The sequence below is a fragment of the Archangium sp. genome (assembly GCF_057119385.1).
Genome location: NZ_DBNGVP010000133.1, coordinates 37302 through 53863 on the forward strand (window position 1 = coordinate 37302; position 16562 = coordinate 53863).

Annotated in this window: 9 protein-coding genes and 1 riboswitch; of the genes, 7 read left to right on the top strand and 2 right to left on the bottom strand. The window is 72.4% G+C overall.

The annotated features are described in order from the left end of the window. Positions 1-19: 19 nt before the first annotated feature. The 5 genes from AC16DP_RS32525 to AC16DP_RS32545 all read left to right on the top strand — a co-directional run bounded on the left by AC16DP_RS32525 (position 20) and on the right by AC16DP_RS32545 (position 11722). A complete protein-coding gene (locus tag AC16DP_RS32525; RefSeq protein WP_329728782.1) occupies positions 20-991 on the top strand; it encodes a hypothetical protein in 972 nt (323 codons plus the stop codon). A 79-nt stretch (positions 992-1070) separates the two neighbouring features. Continuing rightward, positions 1071-1150, top strand: a riboswitch (cyclic di-GMP riboswitch). A 97-nt stretch (positions 1151-1247) separates the two neighbouring features. Beyond that, the gene (locus AC16DP_RS32530; RefSeq protein ID WP_329728783.1) at positions 1248-2963 is read left to right on the top strand and encodes a TolB family protein; all 1716 of its coding nucleotides are present in this window, start codon (positions 1248-1250) and stop codon (positions 2961-2963) included. Between the two features lie 62 nt (positions 2964-3025). Then, positions 3026-4930 (top strand): hypothetical protein, encoded by a 1905-nt coding sequence (locus AC16DP_RS32535; RefSeq protein ID WP_329728791.1) that lies wholly within the window; start codon positions 3026-3028, stop codon positions 4928-4930. Next, a complete protein-coding gene (locus AC16DP_RS32540; protein WP_329728784.1) occupies positions 4927-8520 on the top strand; it encodes a flagellar motor protein in 3594 nt (1197 codons plus the stop codon). The genes AC16DP_RS32535 and AC16DP_RS32540 overlap by 4 nt, the downstream gene beginning before the upstream one ends. 7 nt (positions 8521-8527) lie before the next feature. Then, complete coding sequence (locus AC16DP_RS32545) at positions 8528-11722, top strand: hypothetical protein (RefSeq protein WP_329728785.1); 3195 nt, start codon at positions 8528-8530, stop codon at positions 11720-11722. Here AC16DP_RS32545 and AC16DP_RS32550 read toward each other — a convergent pair. Then, the gene (locus AC16DP_RS32550; protein WP_329728786.1) at positions 11706-13649 is read right to left on the bottom strand and encodes a DUF4388 domain-containing protein; all 1944 of its coding nucleotides are present in this window, start codon (positions 13647-13649) and stop codon (positions 11706-11708) included. The two genes, AC16DP_RS32545 and AC16DP_RS32550, sit on opposite strands and share 17 nt — an antisense overlap. A 28-nt stretch (positions 13650-13677) precedes the next feature. Here AC16DP_RS32550 and AC16DP_RS32555 point away from each other — a divergent pair, with 28 nt between their 5' ends. Together AC16DP_RS32555 and AC16DP_RS32560 are read left to right on the top strand one after the other, a co-directional pair. After that, entirely contained in the window at positions 13678-14064 is a 387-nt protein-coding gene (locus AC16DP_RS32555) for a VOC family protein (protein WP_329728787.1), read from the top strand. A gap of 55 nt (positions 14065-14119) precedes the next feature. Beyond that, the gene (locus AC16DP_RS32560) at positions 14120-15481 is read left to right on the top strand and encodes a cyclic di-GMP-binding domain-containing protein, MshE-related (RefSeq protein ID WP_329728788.1); all 1362 of its coding nucleotides are present in this window, start codon (positions 14120-14122) and stop codon (positions 15479-15481) included. A 9-nt stretch (positions 15482-15490) separates the two neighbouring features. Here AC16DP_RS32560 and AC16DP_RS32565 read toward each other — a convergent pair whose 3' ends face one another. Further along, the gene (locus tag AC16DP_RS32565) at positions 15491-16456 is read right to left on the bottom strand and encodes a HEAT repeat domain-containing protein (RefSeq protein ID WP_329728789.1); all 966 of its coding nucleotides are present in this window, start codon (positions 16454-16456) and stop codon (positions 15491-15493) included. Positions 16457-16562: the final 106 nt, after the last annotated feature.

The following is a 16562-nucleotide window of genomic DNA, read 5'->3' on the forward strand; positions in this document are numbered from 1 at the left end:
GAGGTAGCTTGGGGGCTGTATGGACGCCCCCCGCTCCCCCCGGCGCAGTGCGCCCTTCCTCCTGGGTCTTCTCGCCATCCTGGCGGCACTGCCGCTGGGCTATTTCCTCTTCCTCCATCAGCCCCCGGCTCCTCCGCCTCCGCCGGTGGTGGAGGCCCCGCCCCCCGTGGCCCCGGCTCCGGAGGCTCCGCCCGAGCAGCGCGCGATGGAGCTCAAGCTGGAGGAGATCCGCGGCACGGTGGAAGTGCGCCGGGGCGGCGGCGAATGGCGCACCGCCAGCGTGGGCGAGGCCCTGCACCCCTCGGACGCGGTGCGCACCCGGGAAGGCGCCTACGCCGTCATCATCGGTGGCGAGGCCGTGGAGGTGCGCATGGAGGCCGGTGCCGAGGTGTCCGTGGAGGCCCTCACGCACTCGCTCACCCGCTTCCTGCTCACCAACGGTATGACGACGGCCCGCGTCGACATGGGGGCGGGGCAGACCTTCGAGATGAAGGCCGCCGGCAGCGACGCCGAGGCCCGCACCGAGGGCGGTACCTTTACCATGAACAACAACGGCGCGGGCACGGTGTCCCTGGCCACCCTCAAGGGCGAGGTCGCCTTCAGTGGCCAGCGCAAGGTCGTCATCGTCCGCGCCGGCCAGCAGTCCATCATCCGCCCCGGCCGCGCGCCCGTGGAGCCCACCCCCATCCCCACCAGCCTCCTGCTCAAGGTGAACTGGCCCGCCCACCCGCGGCGCAAGGTCGTCGTCTCCGGGCAGACCGACCCCGGCACTCAGGTGCGGGTGGGGGGTCGAATCGTCCCCACCGACGAGGAGGGCCGCTTCTCCCAGGTCCTGCCTCTCCAGGAAGGCCAGAACTCCGTCCAGGTGCAGGCGGTCTCCGTGGGCGGTCTGCGCCAGGAGGAGGCGCGCGATTTCAACCTGGATACCACCCCGCCCTCGGTCAAAGTGGACCCGGGTCTCTGGGATGACCCAGGGTCCAAGGGCCCATGACGGCGGGCGTACAGACGAGCGCCCCGCCATCCGGCCGCCCGGCCTCGGATTTGCACCATCTCAAGAACTGAGAGTCGTCCCTGCACAAGGGCAATCCCGGGTGAAAGCCTGGGTGCGCAAAGCCGTGGGGCCTGAAGTGGGCCGGCCGTGGTTGCCGTGGGAACTGGCGCCGAGCGTGGCGTTGGGGGGCTGTACCCGGGAGTGTCCTTGGGCGGGATGGGTCCATCTCCCCGATGTGCATCCGAGGTCCGCCACGATGTCGCGAACGCTGATTCCCCTCGTGTGTCTGGTCCCCGCGCTGGCGCTGGGCCAGCTCCTGGCACCGCTGACGGGCAGGACGCAGGTGGTCAACGACGGGCCCGGGGATCAGACGGATCCCCACGTGAGCGGGGCGCTGATCGCCTACACCCACCAGGGCAGCCTCAGCAGCAGTGAGATCCGCTACCACGATCTGCTCACGGGCGTGGACCGGGCCATCCCCACCGAGGGGGGCTACGACTCCCTGGCCGACATCAGTGGCAACACGATCGTCTTCACCCGCACCACCGACGACAGCCGCGTCTTCCGCTTCGACGTGGGCGCGGAAGGTGGCGCGCGGGAGCTCGCCCCGCGGTCCGGCGCGGATCGGCGCGCGGCTTCCATCGGGGGCCAGACGGTGGCCTGGCAGGAACTGGGCTACACCGCCGAGTCCCTGCCGCCGGAGATCTTCGCCTACCGCCTGGACACGCTCGCGCTCACCCGGCTGACCGAGGACACGCGCGTGGATCGCTCGCCCGCCGTCAGCGCGGATGGGCGGGTGGTGGTGTGGACCCGGTGCGTCACCAGCACCAACGGGTGTGACCTCTGGGCGGCCCGCGAGGTGGAGGGCGGCTACGACGTCTCCCAGCTCACGGGGCCCGAGGGCGAGGAGTCCCTGCCCGACACCAACGGCGAGGTGGTGGCGTACGTGACGCGCTCCGTCGTCGACGGCGTGGTGGAGTCGGACATCGCCTGGCAGCCGGTGGGTGGGGGCGAGGTCCATCGCCTCGCGCTCCCGGGCACGGACACCAACCCCAACGTGAGCGGCCCGCTCATCGCCTTCGAGCGGCGGGAGGCGTCCAGCGCGACGCCCAACTTCGACGTCGTGCTGTATGACTTGCGCACGCAGACGTACTACCGCCTCACCGAGACGCCGGAGAGCGAGACGCTCAGCGACATCAGCATGGGCGAGGATGGGCTGGTGCGGGTGGCGTGGACGGTGCGGCAGGGCGGCAATCTCAACGTGTACGCCTACGTGTTCCGCCTGCCGGCCGATTGCACGCGCACTCCCATCAAGGATGCCGCCGCCGTGTGCGCCTCGCCCGGTACGCGCTCGCTGCTGGGCTCGCTGGTGGTGAGCCGCGCCGAGGGGGCCCCGGAGGTGGTCTCCACGGAGTTCGAGAGCACGGGCACCGGGGTGCTCTGCGTGGACAACGGTTTCGAGGCGTCGCCGGCCACCGCGGGCTGGGTGTGGATGGGGGTGGGCCTGCATGTGGGCCCGGATGAGATCCGGGAGGACGTCACGAGTCTGGCCCGCAAGGTGCCGCTCCAGGGCCGGCTCGCGCTGTCCGCCCAGGCCGCGGGCGCTCCCGGCAGTGCGTTCCGGGTGCGTCTCTATGGCGAGATGACCTGTGACATCGGGCCCGAGGAGGGGATGTCCCAGGAGACGGAGTCCCGCTACGGCCAGCTCGTCCCCGCGCAGGTGGAGGCCCGGCCACCGGCGGCCGCCCTCACGCGGTACTTCGTCCCCAGCGGGTACGAGGGCAAGCGCGTCCGGGACGGCGGCTCGGAGACGGGTGGGACACCGGACGGAGAGCCGCTGGAAGGGGTGCGCGGGGGCTGTGGCGCCGCGGGCGGCCCGGTGGCCCTGCTGGGTGTCTGGCTGTTCGCCTCGTTGCTGCTTCGTGACGGACGGGCCACCCGGGCGCGGAGCCTTGTCGCGTCGCGGCGATAGAATTTCGGGCACGGCAAGGTCGCTGATAAATTACCAACACTCTGAACTGTCTCCTTCCCGTGCTGCTGCTCGTGGCCTCGGCGGCCTCGGCGGACACGCTCGACATCCTGGGTCCGTCCGCGCCCGTCCCACCCGATGGGTTTCCCATCGCCCTGGTGCGGCGGGACGGGACGGGTGCGCCCGTGGCGGCGCAGGGACTGTCCGTGTCGGCGAGCGGCGCCCGGTTGAGGCCCGGGCCCGAGCAGGCGCCCTTGCGGACGTTCGTCGTCGTCCCGGAGCCGGGTGCACGGGAGGGGCGGGTGACGGCCGAGGGGGCGGGGCTGAGGGCCGAGGCGCGGTACGTGCTGGGCCCGCCGGCCACCCAGGTGTCGCTCACGGTGGAGCCGCCCGCGCCCGTGAAGGGGAGGGACAAGGAGGCGCGGCTCACGGTGCGGATGCTCCAGCCGGATGGCACGCCGGATGACTCCGGGGCGCCTCCCGTGCTGCGCGCCAACGTGGGACGGGTGGAGGAGTTGGAGCGCACCGGGCCCGGGACGTGGCGGGCCCGCTACGTGCTGCCGGACACGCGCTACCCGGAGGTGGCCATCCTGGTGGCCCTCTCGGCCTGGCCCCACCCCCAGTCCATCTACGGCGCCTACGGCAAGGTGCTGGTGCCGCTCGCCGCCTCGGTGGAGCTGCCGGGCCGCACCGAGCCCAACGCGGATCTCTCCGCCACCATCGCCGGGACGAGCTTCGGGCCGGTGAAGGCCGCGCCGGACGGGCGCTTCCGGCTGCCCGTCATCGTCCCTCCCGGGCACAGCGTCGCGCAGATCCGCGCGGTGGACGCGGCGGGCAACGTGCGGCGCTCGAGGATGGATCTGGCGCTGCCGCCCACGGATGGGCTGGCGTGTGTCCTCAACCCGCAGCGGCTCCCAGCGGATGGTGTTTCCCGGGCGCGCATGCTGTGCGCCACCAGCGACGCCTACGGCCGGCCGGTGCAGGACGCGCGGGTGACGGCCTCGGTCCGCGGCGGCACCTTGAGCGGGCCGACGCGCGCCGCGGGGGGCCTGCTCGAGTGGATCTTCACCGCTCCGAGCACTCCGTCGGCGGAGCCGTTGCGGCTGGTGGCCACCTGGCCGGAGCGGGGCACCAGCTCGCGCGAGGAGCTACCGCTGTGGCTCGTGCAGGGGCCCGTGGCGAGCACCACCCTGTCGCTGGCCGAGACGGTGGTGCACCTCGGCTCGACGGTGGCCGTCACCGTCACCCCGCGGGATGCCTCCGGCCAGCCGAGGCCCGGGGCCGTGGTGGTGCTCCGCGCTCCGGTGGGCACGTTCAGTCCGCCTCGCGAGGAAGCCCCCGGCGTGTTCGGCAGTGCCTGGACGCTGCCTCCGGACGGTACGCCGGGCGACGCGGAGGTGGAGGTGCACGCGTATGGCCCGCCGGGCACGGAGCCGGCGCGCCTGCGTGTCTGGGCGGACGGCGGTGTGCTGTCCGCGGGCGTGACGGATCTGGCCGGCCTGCCGGTGCCGGGACAGCCGTTGCGCGTGGGCGGCGAGGAGCGGGTGACGGGTGAGGAGGGCACGGTGGTGCTCGGCCCCGTGCGCCCGGGCCGGGTGGAGGTGGTGCACGGCCTGTGGCCCGGCCTCCGGGAGACGGTGCACGTGGTGGCCGAGGGCGGGCCGGTGTTTCCGCTGGAGCCGCCCCTCGCCCGCGCCCATGCGGAGCGGACGGTGCGGCTCGCGCCCTCCGTGCCGGTGAACGTGCGGCTGAAGGTGGAGGGCTCGCGCGTCACGTTCTGGATGGAGGACGCGTCGGGCCGGGTGTTGCAGGGCCGCGAGGCCCACGTGTCCCTGTCCGCCGGTCAGCGCGGTGCCATCGAGGTGAAGGACGGGCGCGGCAGCTTCCAGGTGACGCATGACGGGCCGGTGAGTGTCTCGGTGGCGGACGTGGCCACCGGTGTCACCGCGCTCGCCGAGGTGCGGCCTTGAGCCGGGCCACGTGGGCACTGTGCGTGGGCTTGCTCCTGCTGCCGGGCGCGGTGCGTGCGCAGCTCGCGCGGGCGGAGTCTCCGGAGCTGGCGGCGGCCATCACCGGGCGCGTGTGCCGGGACCTGGACGCGGATGGCCGGTGTGCCCCCGAGGAGCCGGGCCTGGCGGATGTCCGGCTGGTGCTGGCCACGGGCCGCGAGGTGCGCACGGACGCTCGGGGCCGCTACCACTTCGCCGAGGTGGACGCGCGCGGGCCCGATACGACGGGCGGAGTGCACCTGCGGCCCGGCCGGCAGCGGCTGAAGGTGGATGCGCGCACGCTGCCGCCCGACAGCGTGGCCGTCCCCGAGGCCGTCACGGTGGAGGTGCCCTGGGCCGCCGTGGTGCTGCGGGACTTCGCGGTGCGTTCCCTGCCCGAGTCCACGCCTCCCCTGGTGCTCGGCTATGACACGACACCTCCCGCCGCGGCGGCGGTGCCGGGCGGGGTGGACTTCGTCGTGGCGGGGCATGCCTCGCCGGGAGACGAGGTGCTGGTGGGCGGCCGCCCGGCCGAGGTGGACGCGCGCGGCGACTGGCGTGCGAGCGTCCGGCTCGTGCCCGGGGAGAACGTGCTGTCCATCACCGCCTTCGGGCCGGAGTCGACCCTGCGCCTCTTCCGCCAGCGCATCGACGTGGTGTCGCGCGAGGGCGGCCTGCTCGTCATTCCTCGCGAGCCCGAGCCGGCGGGGGTGTTGCGGCTGCCGGGCAGCAGGGACGAGCCACCGGCGAGTGGCCCCTCCTCGTTGATGGCCGAGTACCCCGCGGGCACGCGCGTGCGCTCGTCACGGGGCGAGGTGACGGTGGGGCCGGAGGGGTCCGCGCTGGTGCCGCTGGTGCTCGTCCCGGGCCGCAACCTGGTGGCGCTGGAGGTGCAGCCTCCCGGCGAGCCGGCCCGGACGGTGACGATCCAACTGGAGGCGGTGCCCCGGCCCTTCGCGGTGGGGTTGCTGGACGTGGAGGCCACCTTCTCGCCGTCCCAGGGGAACTTCCGGCTGCGGGGGCGCGGCGCGGCCCATGGTGAGGCGCGCCTGGGGCCCCTGTCTCTGGTGGGGGAGTTGGATCTGCGGGACACCGACGTGGATCTCCTGCGTGAGCGCCCGGTGGCGGACTGGCTGCGTCCCCGCATCCCGCGGTTGGATCGGGCGCCGGATCCAGACCTGGCCATCGCGGAGTGGGGAGACACCTCCGTGGGCCTCACGCCCAACCCCACCGAGAGCCGGCTGCGGCTGGAGGTGCGCCACGAGCGGTTCGGCCGGGTGGGCCTGGGGACGTACCGGGCCTATCAGGCGGAAGGGGAGGTGGGCCGCTACCACCGGCCGCTGTTCGGTCCCTTCGCCGAGCTGGAGGCGGAATGGGGCCGGCTGCGCGCGGGCGTGAATGCCTTCGCCGGTGGGCTGGCGGATCCCACGCGCGCGCTCGCCGCCCAGCCCGCGTACGAGGAGCTGCGCAGCACCGGCGGCAGCCTCTACTACCTGGGCTCCTCCCCGGTGGCGGAGGGCTCGGAGTGGGTGCGCGTGGAGGTGCGCGACGGCCTCACCGGGCTGCCGCTCGCCGAGCGCCACCTCATCCGGGGCCGGGACTACGACATCGACTACCTGGCGGGCCGCATCCTGCTCGCGCGGCCGCTGTCCCTCATCGCTGGCGAGCCGCTGCTGCGGGCGGATCCATTCACGGCGGCGCCGGAGCCCGTCCTCACGGTGCAGTACGCCGCGCTGGAGTCGGGCTCCCCGGCGGACGCCGCGGGAGGCGAGGCGTGGACGGAGTGGCGGGGCGGGCGGGTGTCCGTGTCCGCCGTGCGCGAGCAGCGCGGGGGGGCACCCTTCCTGCTCCTCTCCGGGCACGCGCGCACCACGCTGGGCGGTTACACGCTCATGGCCGAGGTGGCGCGGAGCCGGGGCTCGGCGGTGATACCGGAGCGCTTCGGTGTCTCGGACGATGGGGGCCTCACCTTCCTGCGGCCGGACGACGAGGAGACGGCGGGCGGCGGGGACGCCCTGGGGCTGCGCCTGCGCGGGCCGGGCCTCTTCGGCACGGGCTCCGTGGACGTGGCCTTCCGCCGGAGGACCGAGGGGTTCTCCGATGGGACACACGCGGACACCCGCTCCTTCCGCCAGTTCTCCCTGCGCGCCGTGCAGCCGCTGGGGCCCTGGCGGCTCACGCTGCTCGGGGACGAGCGGCTCTCTGCGGACCCGCGGCGGCCCTTCGCGGAGGGGCTGTTGGGGGCACGGACGTTGGGCGTGGGGTGGGGCTACACCGCGGAGCGCTGGGGGGTGGAGCTGAGCCTCCGGGACTCCCTCCTGCGCGCCAGCGAGGAGCCCGGTGAGGGGGCGCTGCTCGAGGGAGGGCGCACGTCCGCGGGGTTGCAGGGCCACTACGTGGTGAATGACTGGCTGCGCGTGTCGGCCAGCCACCGGCAGGTGCTCCACCAGCGGGGCCTGGGGCCGGGCCGCGTGGATGACAGCTTCTCCTCCGCGGGCGTGGACGTGAAGGTGGGCGACGAGGGGAGGGTGGGTGTACGCGGCGGCTGGGGCCCCGAGCTGGGCCCATTGGCCTGGGTGCAGGGCACGTGGCGCCGGGGACAGGACGTCTACTACGGCAGCCACTCGGTGGACGTGGACGGGCCGGACTTCGGCGCCAGCCGCGCGGTGAGCGGGGCGAGCACGGAGCTGGGGGACGGGACGCGCCTCTTCGTGGAGGACGTGGCCTCGCACGACGCCAACGCCGTGCGCCTGGCGCGGGCGGTGGGTTTCCAGCAGACCGTCTTCGGCGCGTTGAACGTGGGCGCCCGTTACGAGCGGGGCCTGCGCCATCCCCTGGAGCTGCCGGGCTCGTTGCGGCGCGACGTGGCGAGCCTCTCCGGGCAGCTCCTGTGGGAGCGCCTCCGGGCCGATGGGCGCGTGGAGCTGCGCTTCGAGCACGGTACGCCCCCGCGTGGCTCGACGGAGCCGGTGGATCGCATCCAGGCGGTGATGGCCCTGGCCACGGAGGCGGTGCTGCGCGAGGACCTGACACTCTCGGCGCGGATGAACTACGGCCGCACGTACCAGCGGGAGAGCAGGGAGGCCGAGGCCCGCCTGCTCGAGGGCTATGCGGCACTGGCCTGGAGGCCCGGCCCCTTCCTGCTGGTGGCGCGCTACGGCCTCACCCGCGAGCTGCTGCCCGGCGAGCGCTCCGTCTTCGGGGAACGTGGCCAACAGATAATTTCACTGCTGCCGGCGGTGCGCCTGGGGGACCGCTTCGCGCTCGCGGCGGGGTTGCATGCGAGCCGCAGCACCCGCGACGATGTGTCGATATGGGTTCTCACCGGCTCGTTGCGCCCGTCGGTCCGAGTGGTGGGTGGTCTGGAAGTCGCGGTGGAGGCCGCGGGCCGGTCGGTCGCGCCCGAGAGCGAATCCCTGGGGTCGCTCCGCGGCGAGGTGGCATACCGGGTGGACGAACGGCTGCGGGTGGCCGCGGGCTATACGCTCCTGGGATTCACCGGGACGGGCCTGCCGAAGGAGGCACGTGATGGGTCCGACAGGCTCTATCTTCGGGCGGAGCTGGCGTACTAGGTGGGGCGTGCGTCTGCGGCTCCTGTCCCTGTGCGTGCTCGCGGGAGGGGTGATGTTCGCCGCCGCCCGGGCGCATGCCGACTGGCGCACGGACCTTTCCCTCAAGGAGCAACCCAACCACGTCCTCGAGGTGTGGGGGCCGGAGCGCTTCTCGGTGGGCCACGGGCAGGGGGCCTACCTGTTCATGGATGGGGGGACCCCGCGAGCCATTGGTGGGCTCTCGTCCGTCACCGCCTCCGCCGCCACCTACTACCATCCCCCCGAGGACTGCTTCATCTCGGTCAGCCAGGAGTTGGGGGCGGCCCTGAGCGCGGTGAGGGCGGATGGGGGCACCTGCGGACCCAATGGAAACTCCCTCGTCCCGGTGGACGGCCGCGTCCTGCGGCTGAAGCACGCGCAGGATGGCGGAGCCGTGGCGGTGGTGGATTTCGGCAGCGAGGTGGGCGTGGTGGGCTACGCGTCGTACAAGAGCCTCTACGAGTCCACGTCCTTCTTCCCGGTTCCCCTCGACAGCACGAAGCTGCGCTCCCTCAGTGGGGAGCTCGGGGTGGTGCGGGTGGGCAGCGCCGTCTATGCGCTGCTCGGCACCACGATGACCAATTCGAGCGTCTACTGGATTGATCTCAACAATCTCACCTGGCAGGAGCTCCAGAGCCAGACGGGTTTGACGCCCGCCGCCGTGCAGGCGATCGATGTGTTCTCCGCGGGTGCTCCGGCGAGGCCCGCTCCCTATGCGGTGGTGGGCACCCAGCACGCGCTGCTGCAGGGCTCGCTGGCTGCCGTGAAGTCGATCCGGCCGGTCCTCCAGCTCGCGGATGATGCGGGCGTGCTGGGCGTCTCCATGAACGTGGGTGCTGGAGGCGCCGCCGGACAGGGTTTCGGCATGGCCATCGTGGCACTGGCGGACGGGAGCCGACAGGTGATGAGTCCGGTGCCCATGCTCTCGGACACGGAGGCGGGGACCCTCTGGCGGGTCCGGAGCCTTCCGGCGGGGGTCTCGTCGGCTCCCTTGAAGGCGGTGGCCTGCACGGAGGCGAGCTCCTGCGTCTTCTCCGCCGACAAGGCCGATGGGGGCAACCTCTTCATCTACACCAACGCCGCGGGCCCGGAGCTGGCGGTCACGGTCTCGGACGGAGGCGTGGTGGACGCCGGGACCTCCGCGTCGGAGACCGTGGTGACGCTCGACGAGGGCGGGCGCTACCAGTTCACCTTCGCGGCGGAGGATCCGGATGGAGATCCGGTGCTGGTGACGTCCACCCCTCCGCCGGGTGGAGCCTCGGGAGGGTGGACAGCGGTGCGGGATGCCGGAACGCAGCCGGGGGACCCCGAGGTCTGGGACGTCACCACCGCCGCCGCCTGCGAGACCCGGAAGCTCGGGAGCTTCACGGTCTCCGCCTCGGATGGTCTGGCCCGGCATGAGGCACATGAGACCGTCGACGTGTACGTGAAGCACTCGACGTCGCCGGAGCCGCCCACGGTGGTGTTCGACGATGGGGGCACGCTGCCGGGCAGTGGTGCCGTGAGCCAGTTGATGCCGGGTGGACCGCCGCTGGTGCTGCGGATGGCCAGCGGTGGCACGACGGCCGCGGGCTGCGTGCTTCATCCGAAATGGGAGCCGCTGTTCTCGGGCACGGGGGTTCCCTCGCTGGAGCAGGATGGGGGCACCGCCATCATCACGCCGCCGGCCAGGTTCTGTTCTCCGGCGGCTGGGAGCTTCGGCTTCCAGCTCAGCGTCACGGACGACGGGGGCCTCTCCAACGCCCGGACGTTCAACGTGGGCATGGCGCCCTGGGGCAGGCCGAACGCGGTCTTCGGTACGGGTCCGGTCGAGGAGCTCGTCGCGGGCGAGTCGCGGGTCCTCGAGCCCTTGAAGCCCCTCCACGCCTGCATGGATGGAACGTCTCCCTTCCCGGAGGTGGCCACCCGGTGGAATCCGACGCTGTCCGATGGCGGTGTCGTGCCGGATGTCGGCATCCGGTTCCGCGAGGAGGGCGGGCGGTACGTGGTGGAGACGCCGGAGTGCGTCGATGCGGACCTGAAGGTCTCCGCCCAGCACTACCTGGTGTCCGACGAGGCCATCACCGGTCCGGGCTCGGAGCACCACCTGCGCGTCCGTGCCGCGTTGATGGACTTCGCCGCGGGCTCGCTGCTGCTCGTGCCGGACGTGAGCCCCTCGGGCGAGCTGCGGGTGGGCGTGGACTCGGACCTCAACTGCCCCGCGCGTCGTGGACTGCAAGCGCAGGTCTGGCTCGAGCGCCAGGATGGCGGCGTCCTGAGGACGCAGGAGTTGTCCATTCCCGGCACATGGGAGGTGCCCCTGGGGACGGGGTGCGGCCGGCCCGTGGTGTTGAAGGGGTGGATGGAGGACGACGCGGGCCAGCGCTCCGCGGTGCGCCAGCAGGAGGTCGCGACACTCCGGGTGGACGCGGGGCTGGAGCCATTCCCGGAGGTGCCCGCCCTGGTCGCCCGGTGCGGAGATCAGGCCCGCGTCACCCTGACCCAGACCTTCCCGGCGGGCACCTGCCAGACGCCGGAGGTCACCTGGGTCCAGGAGCAGGATGGGGGCCCCGCGCTCGAGCAGGAGGTGCTGTCGGGCGCCACGGTGTCACTGGTCACGCGCGACACCGGGCTGGACTCGCTGGTGGGCAGGTCGGTGGTGATGCGGGTGACGGCGAGCGTGGGTCCGGACAACGAGGCCTCGCAGCAGCTCACCGTGCCCATCACCGTGGAGCCCTTCGTGAAGGTGCGCCGCCGCACCGAGCTGCCCGCCGCCTCGGAGACGGGGCTCGTCGGCGTCTCGGTGGACCTCTCCAACACCACCTCATGCGGGGTGACGGGGGTGAGCTACGTGGAGCGCCTGGAGGGCCTGACGTACGTGGAGGGCAGCGCGAAGTTCGACGGCCAGCCCCTCGAGGCCACCTGGGAGTCGGGGGCGCTCACCGCGACGGGGTTGCCCCTGGCGGGCGGGAGCACCCACACGCTCACGTACGTGGCGCGTCCGCACCTGGTGGGCGAGCGCCGCATGGAGGGCGAGGCCCGGCTGGGCGGCGAGCTCATCTCCATTCGCGAGCCCACGGGCCCCTCGGTGCCGGACTCCGGCTGTGGCTGCTCCGGTTCGGGTCCGGGCCCGATGCTGTTCGCGCTCGGAGCGCTGGTGGCGGCCGTGCGCCGCCGCCGCGCGCGTCCTACAGGCCGAAGCTGATGCGGCTGCGGTTGCTGGTGCCCGGCTCGTCGCGCCGCTCCTCCAGCACGCCGATCAGCTCCAGGCCCCGGAGCGTGGCCAGCACGCCGCGCTCGGGCAGCTCCGTGATGGTGAGCAGGTCCGCCACCGTCTTGCTGCCGTCCGTGTAGGCCAGCAGCAGCGCCTGCGGTCCCTTCAGCTTCAGCTCGTGCAGTCCGTAGGGCGGGGCCGCCGCGGGGAAGAGCCGGCGCGAGCGCGGCATGTGCTGGCGCAGCGTCTCCAGCGGCTCGGAGCGCAGCACGCCCTCGAGGATGAGATCCCCGGGGAACACGGACAGCTTCACCAGGCCCGCCCGGGGCGGACGCGTGGGGCTGAAGCCGTAGGCACCCTCGGTCCACGAGAAGGTGGACCAGAGGATCTCCTTCACCTGCTCCTCGATGAGCTGCGGGTACTTGCGCGCGTCCAGCAGGCCCAGGCGCATCATCGCCTCGCTGGTGCGGAGGTTCTGCTCGCGGGCGAGCGTGGCCACCTCCTGCAGCTTCGCCTCGGGCAGCACGCCCCGGCGCACGCAGAAGCGGCCGAAGCGCTCGTGCGCGAGGTTGGAGGCCGCGTACACCGGGCGGCCCGCCTCGAAGTAGACGACCTTCAGCACTGAGCCCTGCTTGAGCTTCAGCTCTCCGCTGTGGCGCGCCTCGTAGTAGGCGTTGAGCAGCCGGGGAACGCTGGTGTTCTTCAGGTCTCCCGAGAGCGACCACTCGGGCGGCGGACGGCGGCCGGGGCCGGAAGCGGCCGGCTTGCTCCACACCTTCTCGCGCTCACCGAAGGGCAGGGCGAGCCCGGGCTCGGGATCCGGGGACGTCTCCGGGGCCGCGGCCGGTGCGGGCGCCTCGGCGGTGGGCTCGAGCGCCTCCAACGCCGCGAAGGCCTCGGTGGCGGGGGCTGGCGCCGGTGCCTCGGCGGCGGGCGCGAGTGCCTCCAGCGCCTGGAGCTCCTCGGCGGAAGGGAGCGGGGTCGCCCTCTCGACGGTGGGCTCGAGTGCGTCCAGCGCCTGGAGCTCCTCGGCGGAGGCGGGCGGTGGCGGCGCTTCCTCTATCTGCTGGGCGAGAGAGTCCAGCGCCTGGAGCTCTTCCGAGGAGAGCGCCATGGTCGGCGTCTTGTCGTCCGACGCCATCTCCTCCAGGGCATCCAGCTCCTCGAGATCCTCCGTCTCGAGGGTGACGGGGTGCACCCCCTGGCCGAAGGCAGGCGCCTGTTCGTCGGGGCCGGGCTCGGCCTCTGCCTCGGGAACGGCTTCGAGCTCGGGAACGGCTTCGAGCTCGGGAACGGCCTCCAGCTCGGGCGCGGCCTCGGCCGGAGCTTCGCCGCCCATGGGCTCCTGGGCCTCCTCGACGAGCACGAGCCCCTCGATGACGGGGGCGTGCTCCTCGGGAGGAGGGCTGAAGACGGGCTCGTCGTCGCTGGAGGTGAAGCCCGGCTCGTCCTCGGAGGAGGTGAAGACGGGCTCGTCGTCCATGTCCAGCAGCGCGGCGTCCTCGAAGACGACCACCTCCTCCTCGTCCTCGCCGGACGCAGGGGGCGGCAGGGGACGGGTGAGGCCGCACAGCTGCTCGACGGACTCCAGCAGTTGCAGCAGCTCGAAGGGTTTCTCGAAGAAGGCGCGGGCGCCGTGGACCTCGGTGGCCTCGCGGGCGAAGCGGTCTCCCTTGAAGACGCCGCTGACGGCCACGGCGGGGATGGCGTGGTCCCGGAGCGCGGAGAGCACGGCGCTGCCCCGCATGTCGGGCAGCAGCAGGTCCACCACCGCGGCATGGAAGGCCGCAGGGCGCAAGAGGGCGAGCGCGGCCTCGCCGGTATGGACGGCCGTGGCCTCATGACCGCGGCTTTCGGCCGCGGCGACCATGAGGGAGGCGAGTTCGGGGTGATCCTCGACGATCAGCAGTCGCGCCATGGGGGGTGGGCACCATAGCATTCGATTCATGGACGTTCAGGGCTTCCACCACCTGGCAATCCAGGTTCGGGACGTTGAGAAGGTCACGGCTTTCTACCGGGAGGTGCTGGGCTTCTCCGAGCTCGAGAGGCACCACCGGCCGGACGGCTCGTTGCGCAGCATCTGGGTCGGGGTGCCGGGAGGAGGTTTCCTGGCCCTGGAGGAGGTGTCGGGGCAGCCCGAGCCGGGCCCCTTCCGGAACGAGCAGCCGGGCCTCTTCCTGCTGGCCTTCCGCATCCCCAAGGCCGGGCGGGCCGGGGCGGTGGAGGCGCTGGCCCGGGCGGGGGTGCCGCTGGAGCACGAGACGCGTTGGACGGTGTACGTCCGGGACCCCGAGGGGAACCGGGTGGCGCTCAGTCACCACCCGGAGGACTGAGGGCGCAGGCGCGCCTTGCGGAAGGCGGCGGGGGGGGACTACAAGCCGTGCCGTCATGCGCCTGGGCGAACTGCTCCTTCAGGAAAACGTCGTCACCCCCGAGGCGCTGGAGGAGGCGCTCGAGTCGCAGGTCGTCCACGGCGGGCGGCTCGGGACGAACCTCGTCGAGCTGGGGCTGCTGACCGAGCAGGAGCTGGCCCGGTTGCTGGGCAAGCAGCACAACGTGGCGTCCGCCTCGGGCGAGATGGTGCCGGATCCCCGTGCGCTGGAGCTGGTGGACCTCAACGAGGCGGACGAGAAGGACTACCTGCCCATGCGGGTGGACGCCACGCGGATGAGCGTGGCGGTCATCAACCCCCAGGACATCGAGACGCTGGACGCGCTGGCCTTCAGGACGGGTAAGCGCGTGGTGCCGGTGGTCATCCCCGAGTTCCGGATGAACCAGCTGCAGCGGCGCTACTGCAAGGCATTCCGGGCGATGCGGGCCATCGACATGAACGCCGTGCGGCCCTCGCGCGCGCAGCAGCAGGCGGAGAAGGCGGCCGCGGCGGAGCAGTCCGCGGATCTGATGAGCGAGGAGGAGTTCCAGTCGCTCTACGCGCAGGCGCTCACCGGTGGGGGTGCGCCCGTGGGGGCGGAGCCGGTGTTGGACCTGGTGGAGATGGTGGAGGAGGAGGCCCCGGCTCCGATCGTCGAGGGGTACGTGACCGAGGCGCCGGTGGAGCTGCCGCCGCTGGAGTTGCTGCCGGAGGCGATGGTGCTGGAGGAGGCGCCGCCCGCCGCTCCGCCCCGGGTGCCCGCCGTGCCATCGAAGCCGCCGCCTCCCATCGCGGTGCCGCCGAAGCCACCGCCGCCTGTCGCGGCGCCGCCCCCGGTGGCGTCCGTGCGGCCGCGTGCGCCGGTGGTGGTGGCACCGGAGCCGCCGCCCACGCCGCTCACCTTCGCCGAGGCGCAGGCGGAGCTGGGGCGCAGCCTGGATCGCGAGCAGGTGGCCACCACGGTGCTGCGCTTCGCGCTGGGCAAGTGGAAGCGCAGCCTGCTGTTGAGCGTGCAGGGCAGCCTGGTGACGGGCTGGCGCGGCATGGGGCAGGGGGTGCGCGAGGCCGCGGTGAAGCGCATCGGCATCGGCCTGCAGGCGCCGAGCACCTTCCGGCTGGTGCGGGACACGCGCTCGCACTACGTGGGCCCGGTGCGCCGGGATGCGGCCTCGGGCCTCTTCTACAAGCTGCTGGGCGGGGACTACCCGACGACGGCCGTCATCCTCCCGCTGCTGGTGCGCGGCAAGCTGGTGCACCTGCTGTACGTGGACAACGGGCCCGGCCAGCTCACCCCGCCCGACGTGGGCGAGCTGCTCATCCTCTCGCAGGGCGTGAACCGCTCGTACGAGGCGATGATCCGCCGCCGCAAGAGCGCGTGAGCCGGCTGTTCATGACTGTTCCTGGCGGTTGCGTAGGGCGCGTGCGATGGCGTCGAACGCCTTGGCTCCGACGGAGTCCTCCGGACGGTTCGCTTCGATGACCGCCGCGTCTTCGGGTCGCCCGACGAGTTCGAGCAGGGCCACGGCGCCAAAGGCGCAGTTGGGCGAGACCGCGGGCACGAGGCTTCGGGCAAGGGTGCGCAACTCGGCGCGCGTCTCGTCCGGAAGTGAAGGGAGGACTTGCTCCTTGTACCGCGGGAGCAGGACGAACAGGCGGTCGCAGTAGTACGCGGCCTCTCCGTCCTGACCCGCGGCATCCTCGAGCAGCCCGGAGGCAGTGGAGATGAACGAGGGCAACGTGGACGCCACGACGGCGGGAAGAGCCGCGTCGAGAACCGTGATGACTCGTGTCTTGTCCTCCACGGAGACCAGGGGGGAGCCTACCCACGCACGGAGCTCATCCGGAGTCTTCTCCAGCAGCACGCGCAGGCCAGGCAGCGAGCCGTGATTCTTCAGGTCGAGCTGGGCCAGGCATCTCCGGACGGTGGGTAGAAGAGCCGGGTGGCGTCTCCTCCACAGAGCTTGTGTCACCACGTTCACGTCGCTGACCTCCGGAGCGGTTTCCGCGGCCAGCCGCTCCAGCTTTCGTACGAGCACGGCCCGGGCTTCCGGGTCCTCAATCCGCCCCAGTGTTCTGATGATTTCGTCGACGACGGACTTCCCGTCGTAATCCCCACGTGTCTCCTCGAGAGCGAGTTGTTGCTCCAGTCGCTTGACGCTTGCCGTTCCGCCAAGCTCACCCAGACCGAAGACCGCGGCTTGTCTTGCGAGCGCATCATCCCCCTGCAACATCTCCTCGAGCAGGGTCCTTGCCTCCGGTTCTGCGCCGAACCTTGAAATCAACTCACGGGCGCGGTCCAACTCTCCCCACTTGCACGCGTCGACCAGTTCGTCCTGTAGCTGCACCGTGTCCATCGTGTGACTCATTTCCTGCCTTGGTCATTCAGGGGAAGCTGACGCCTGGAGGCACATACCGCCGGACCAGGGTGCCATCGAGTCGATACAGCTCATGAATGGCCTT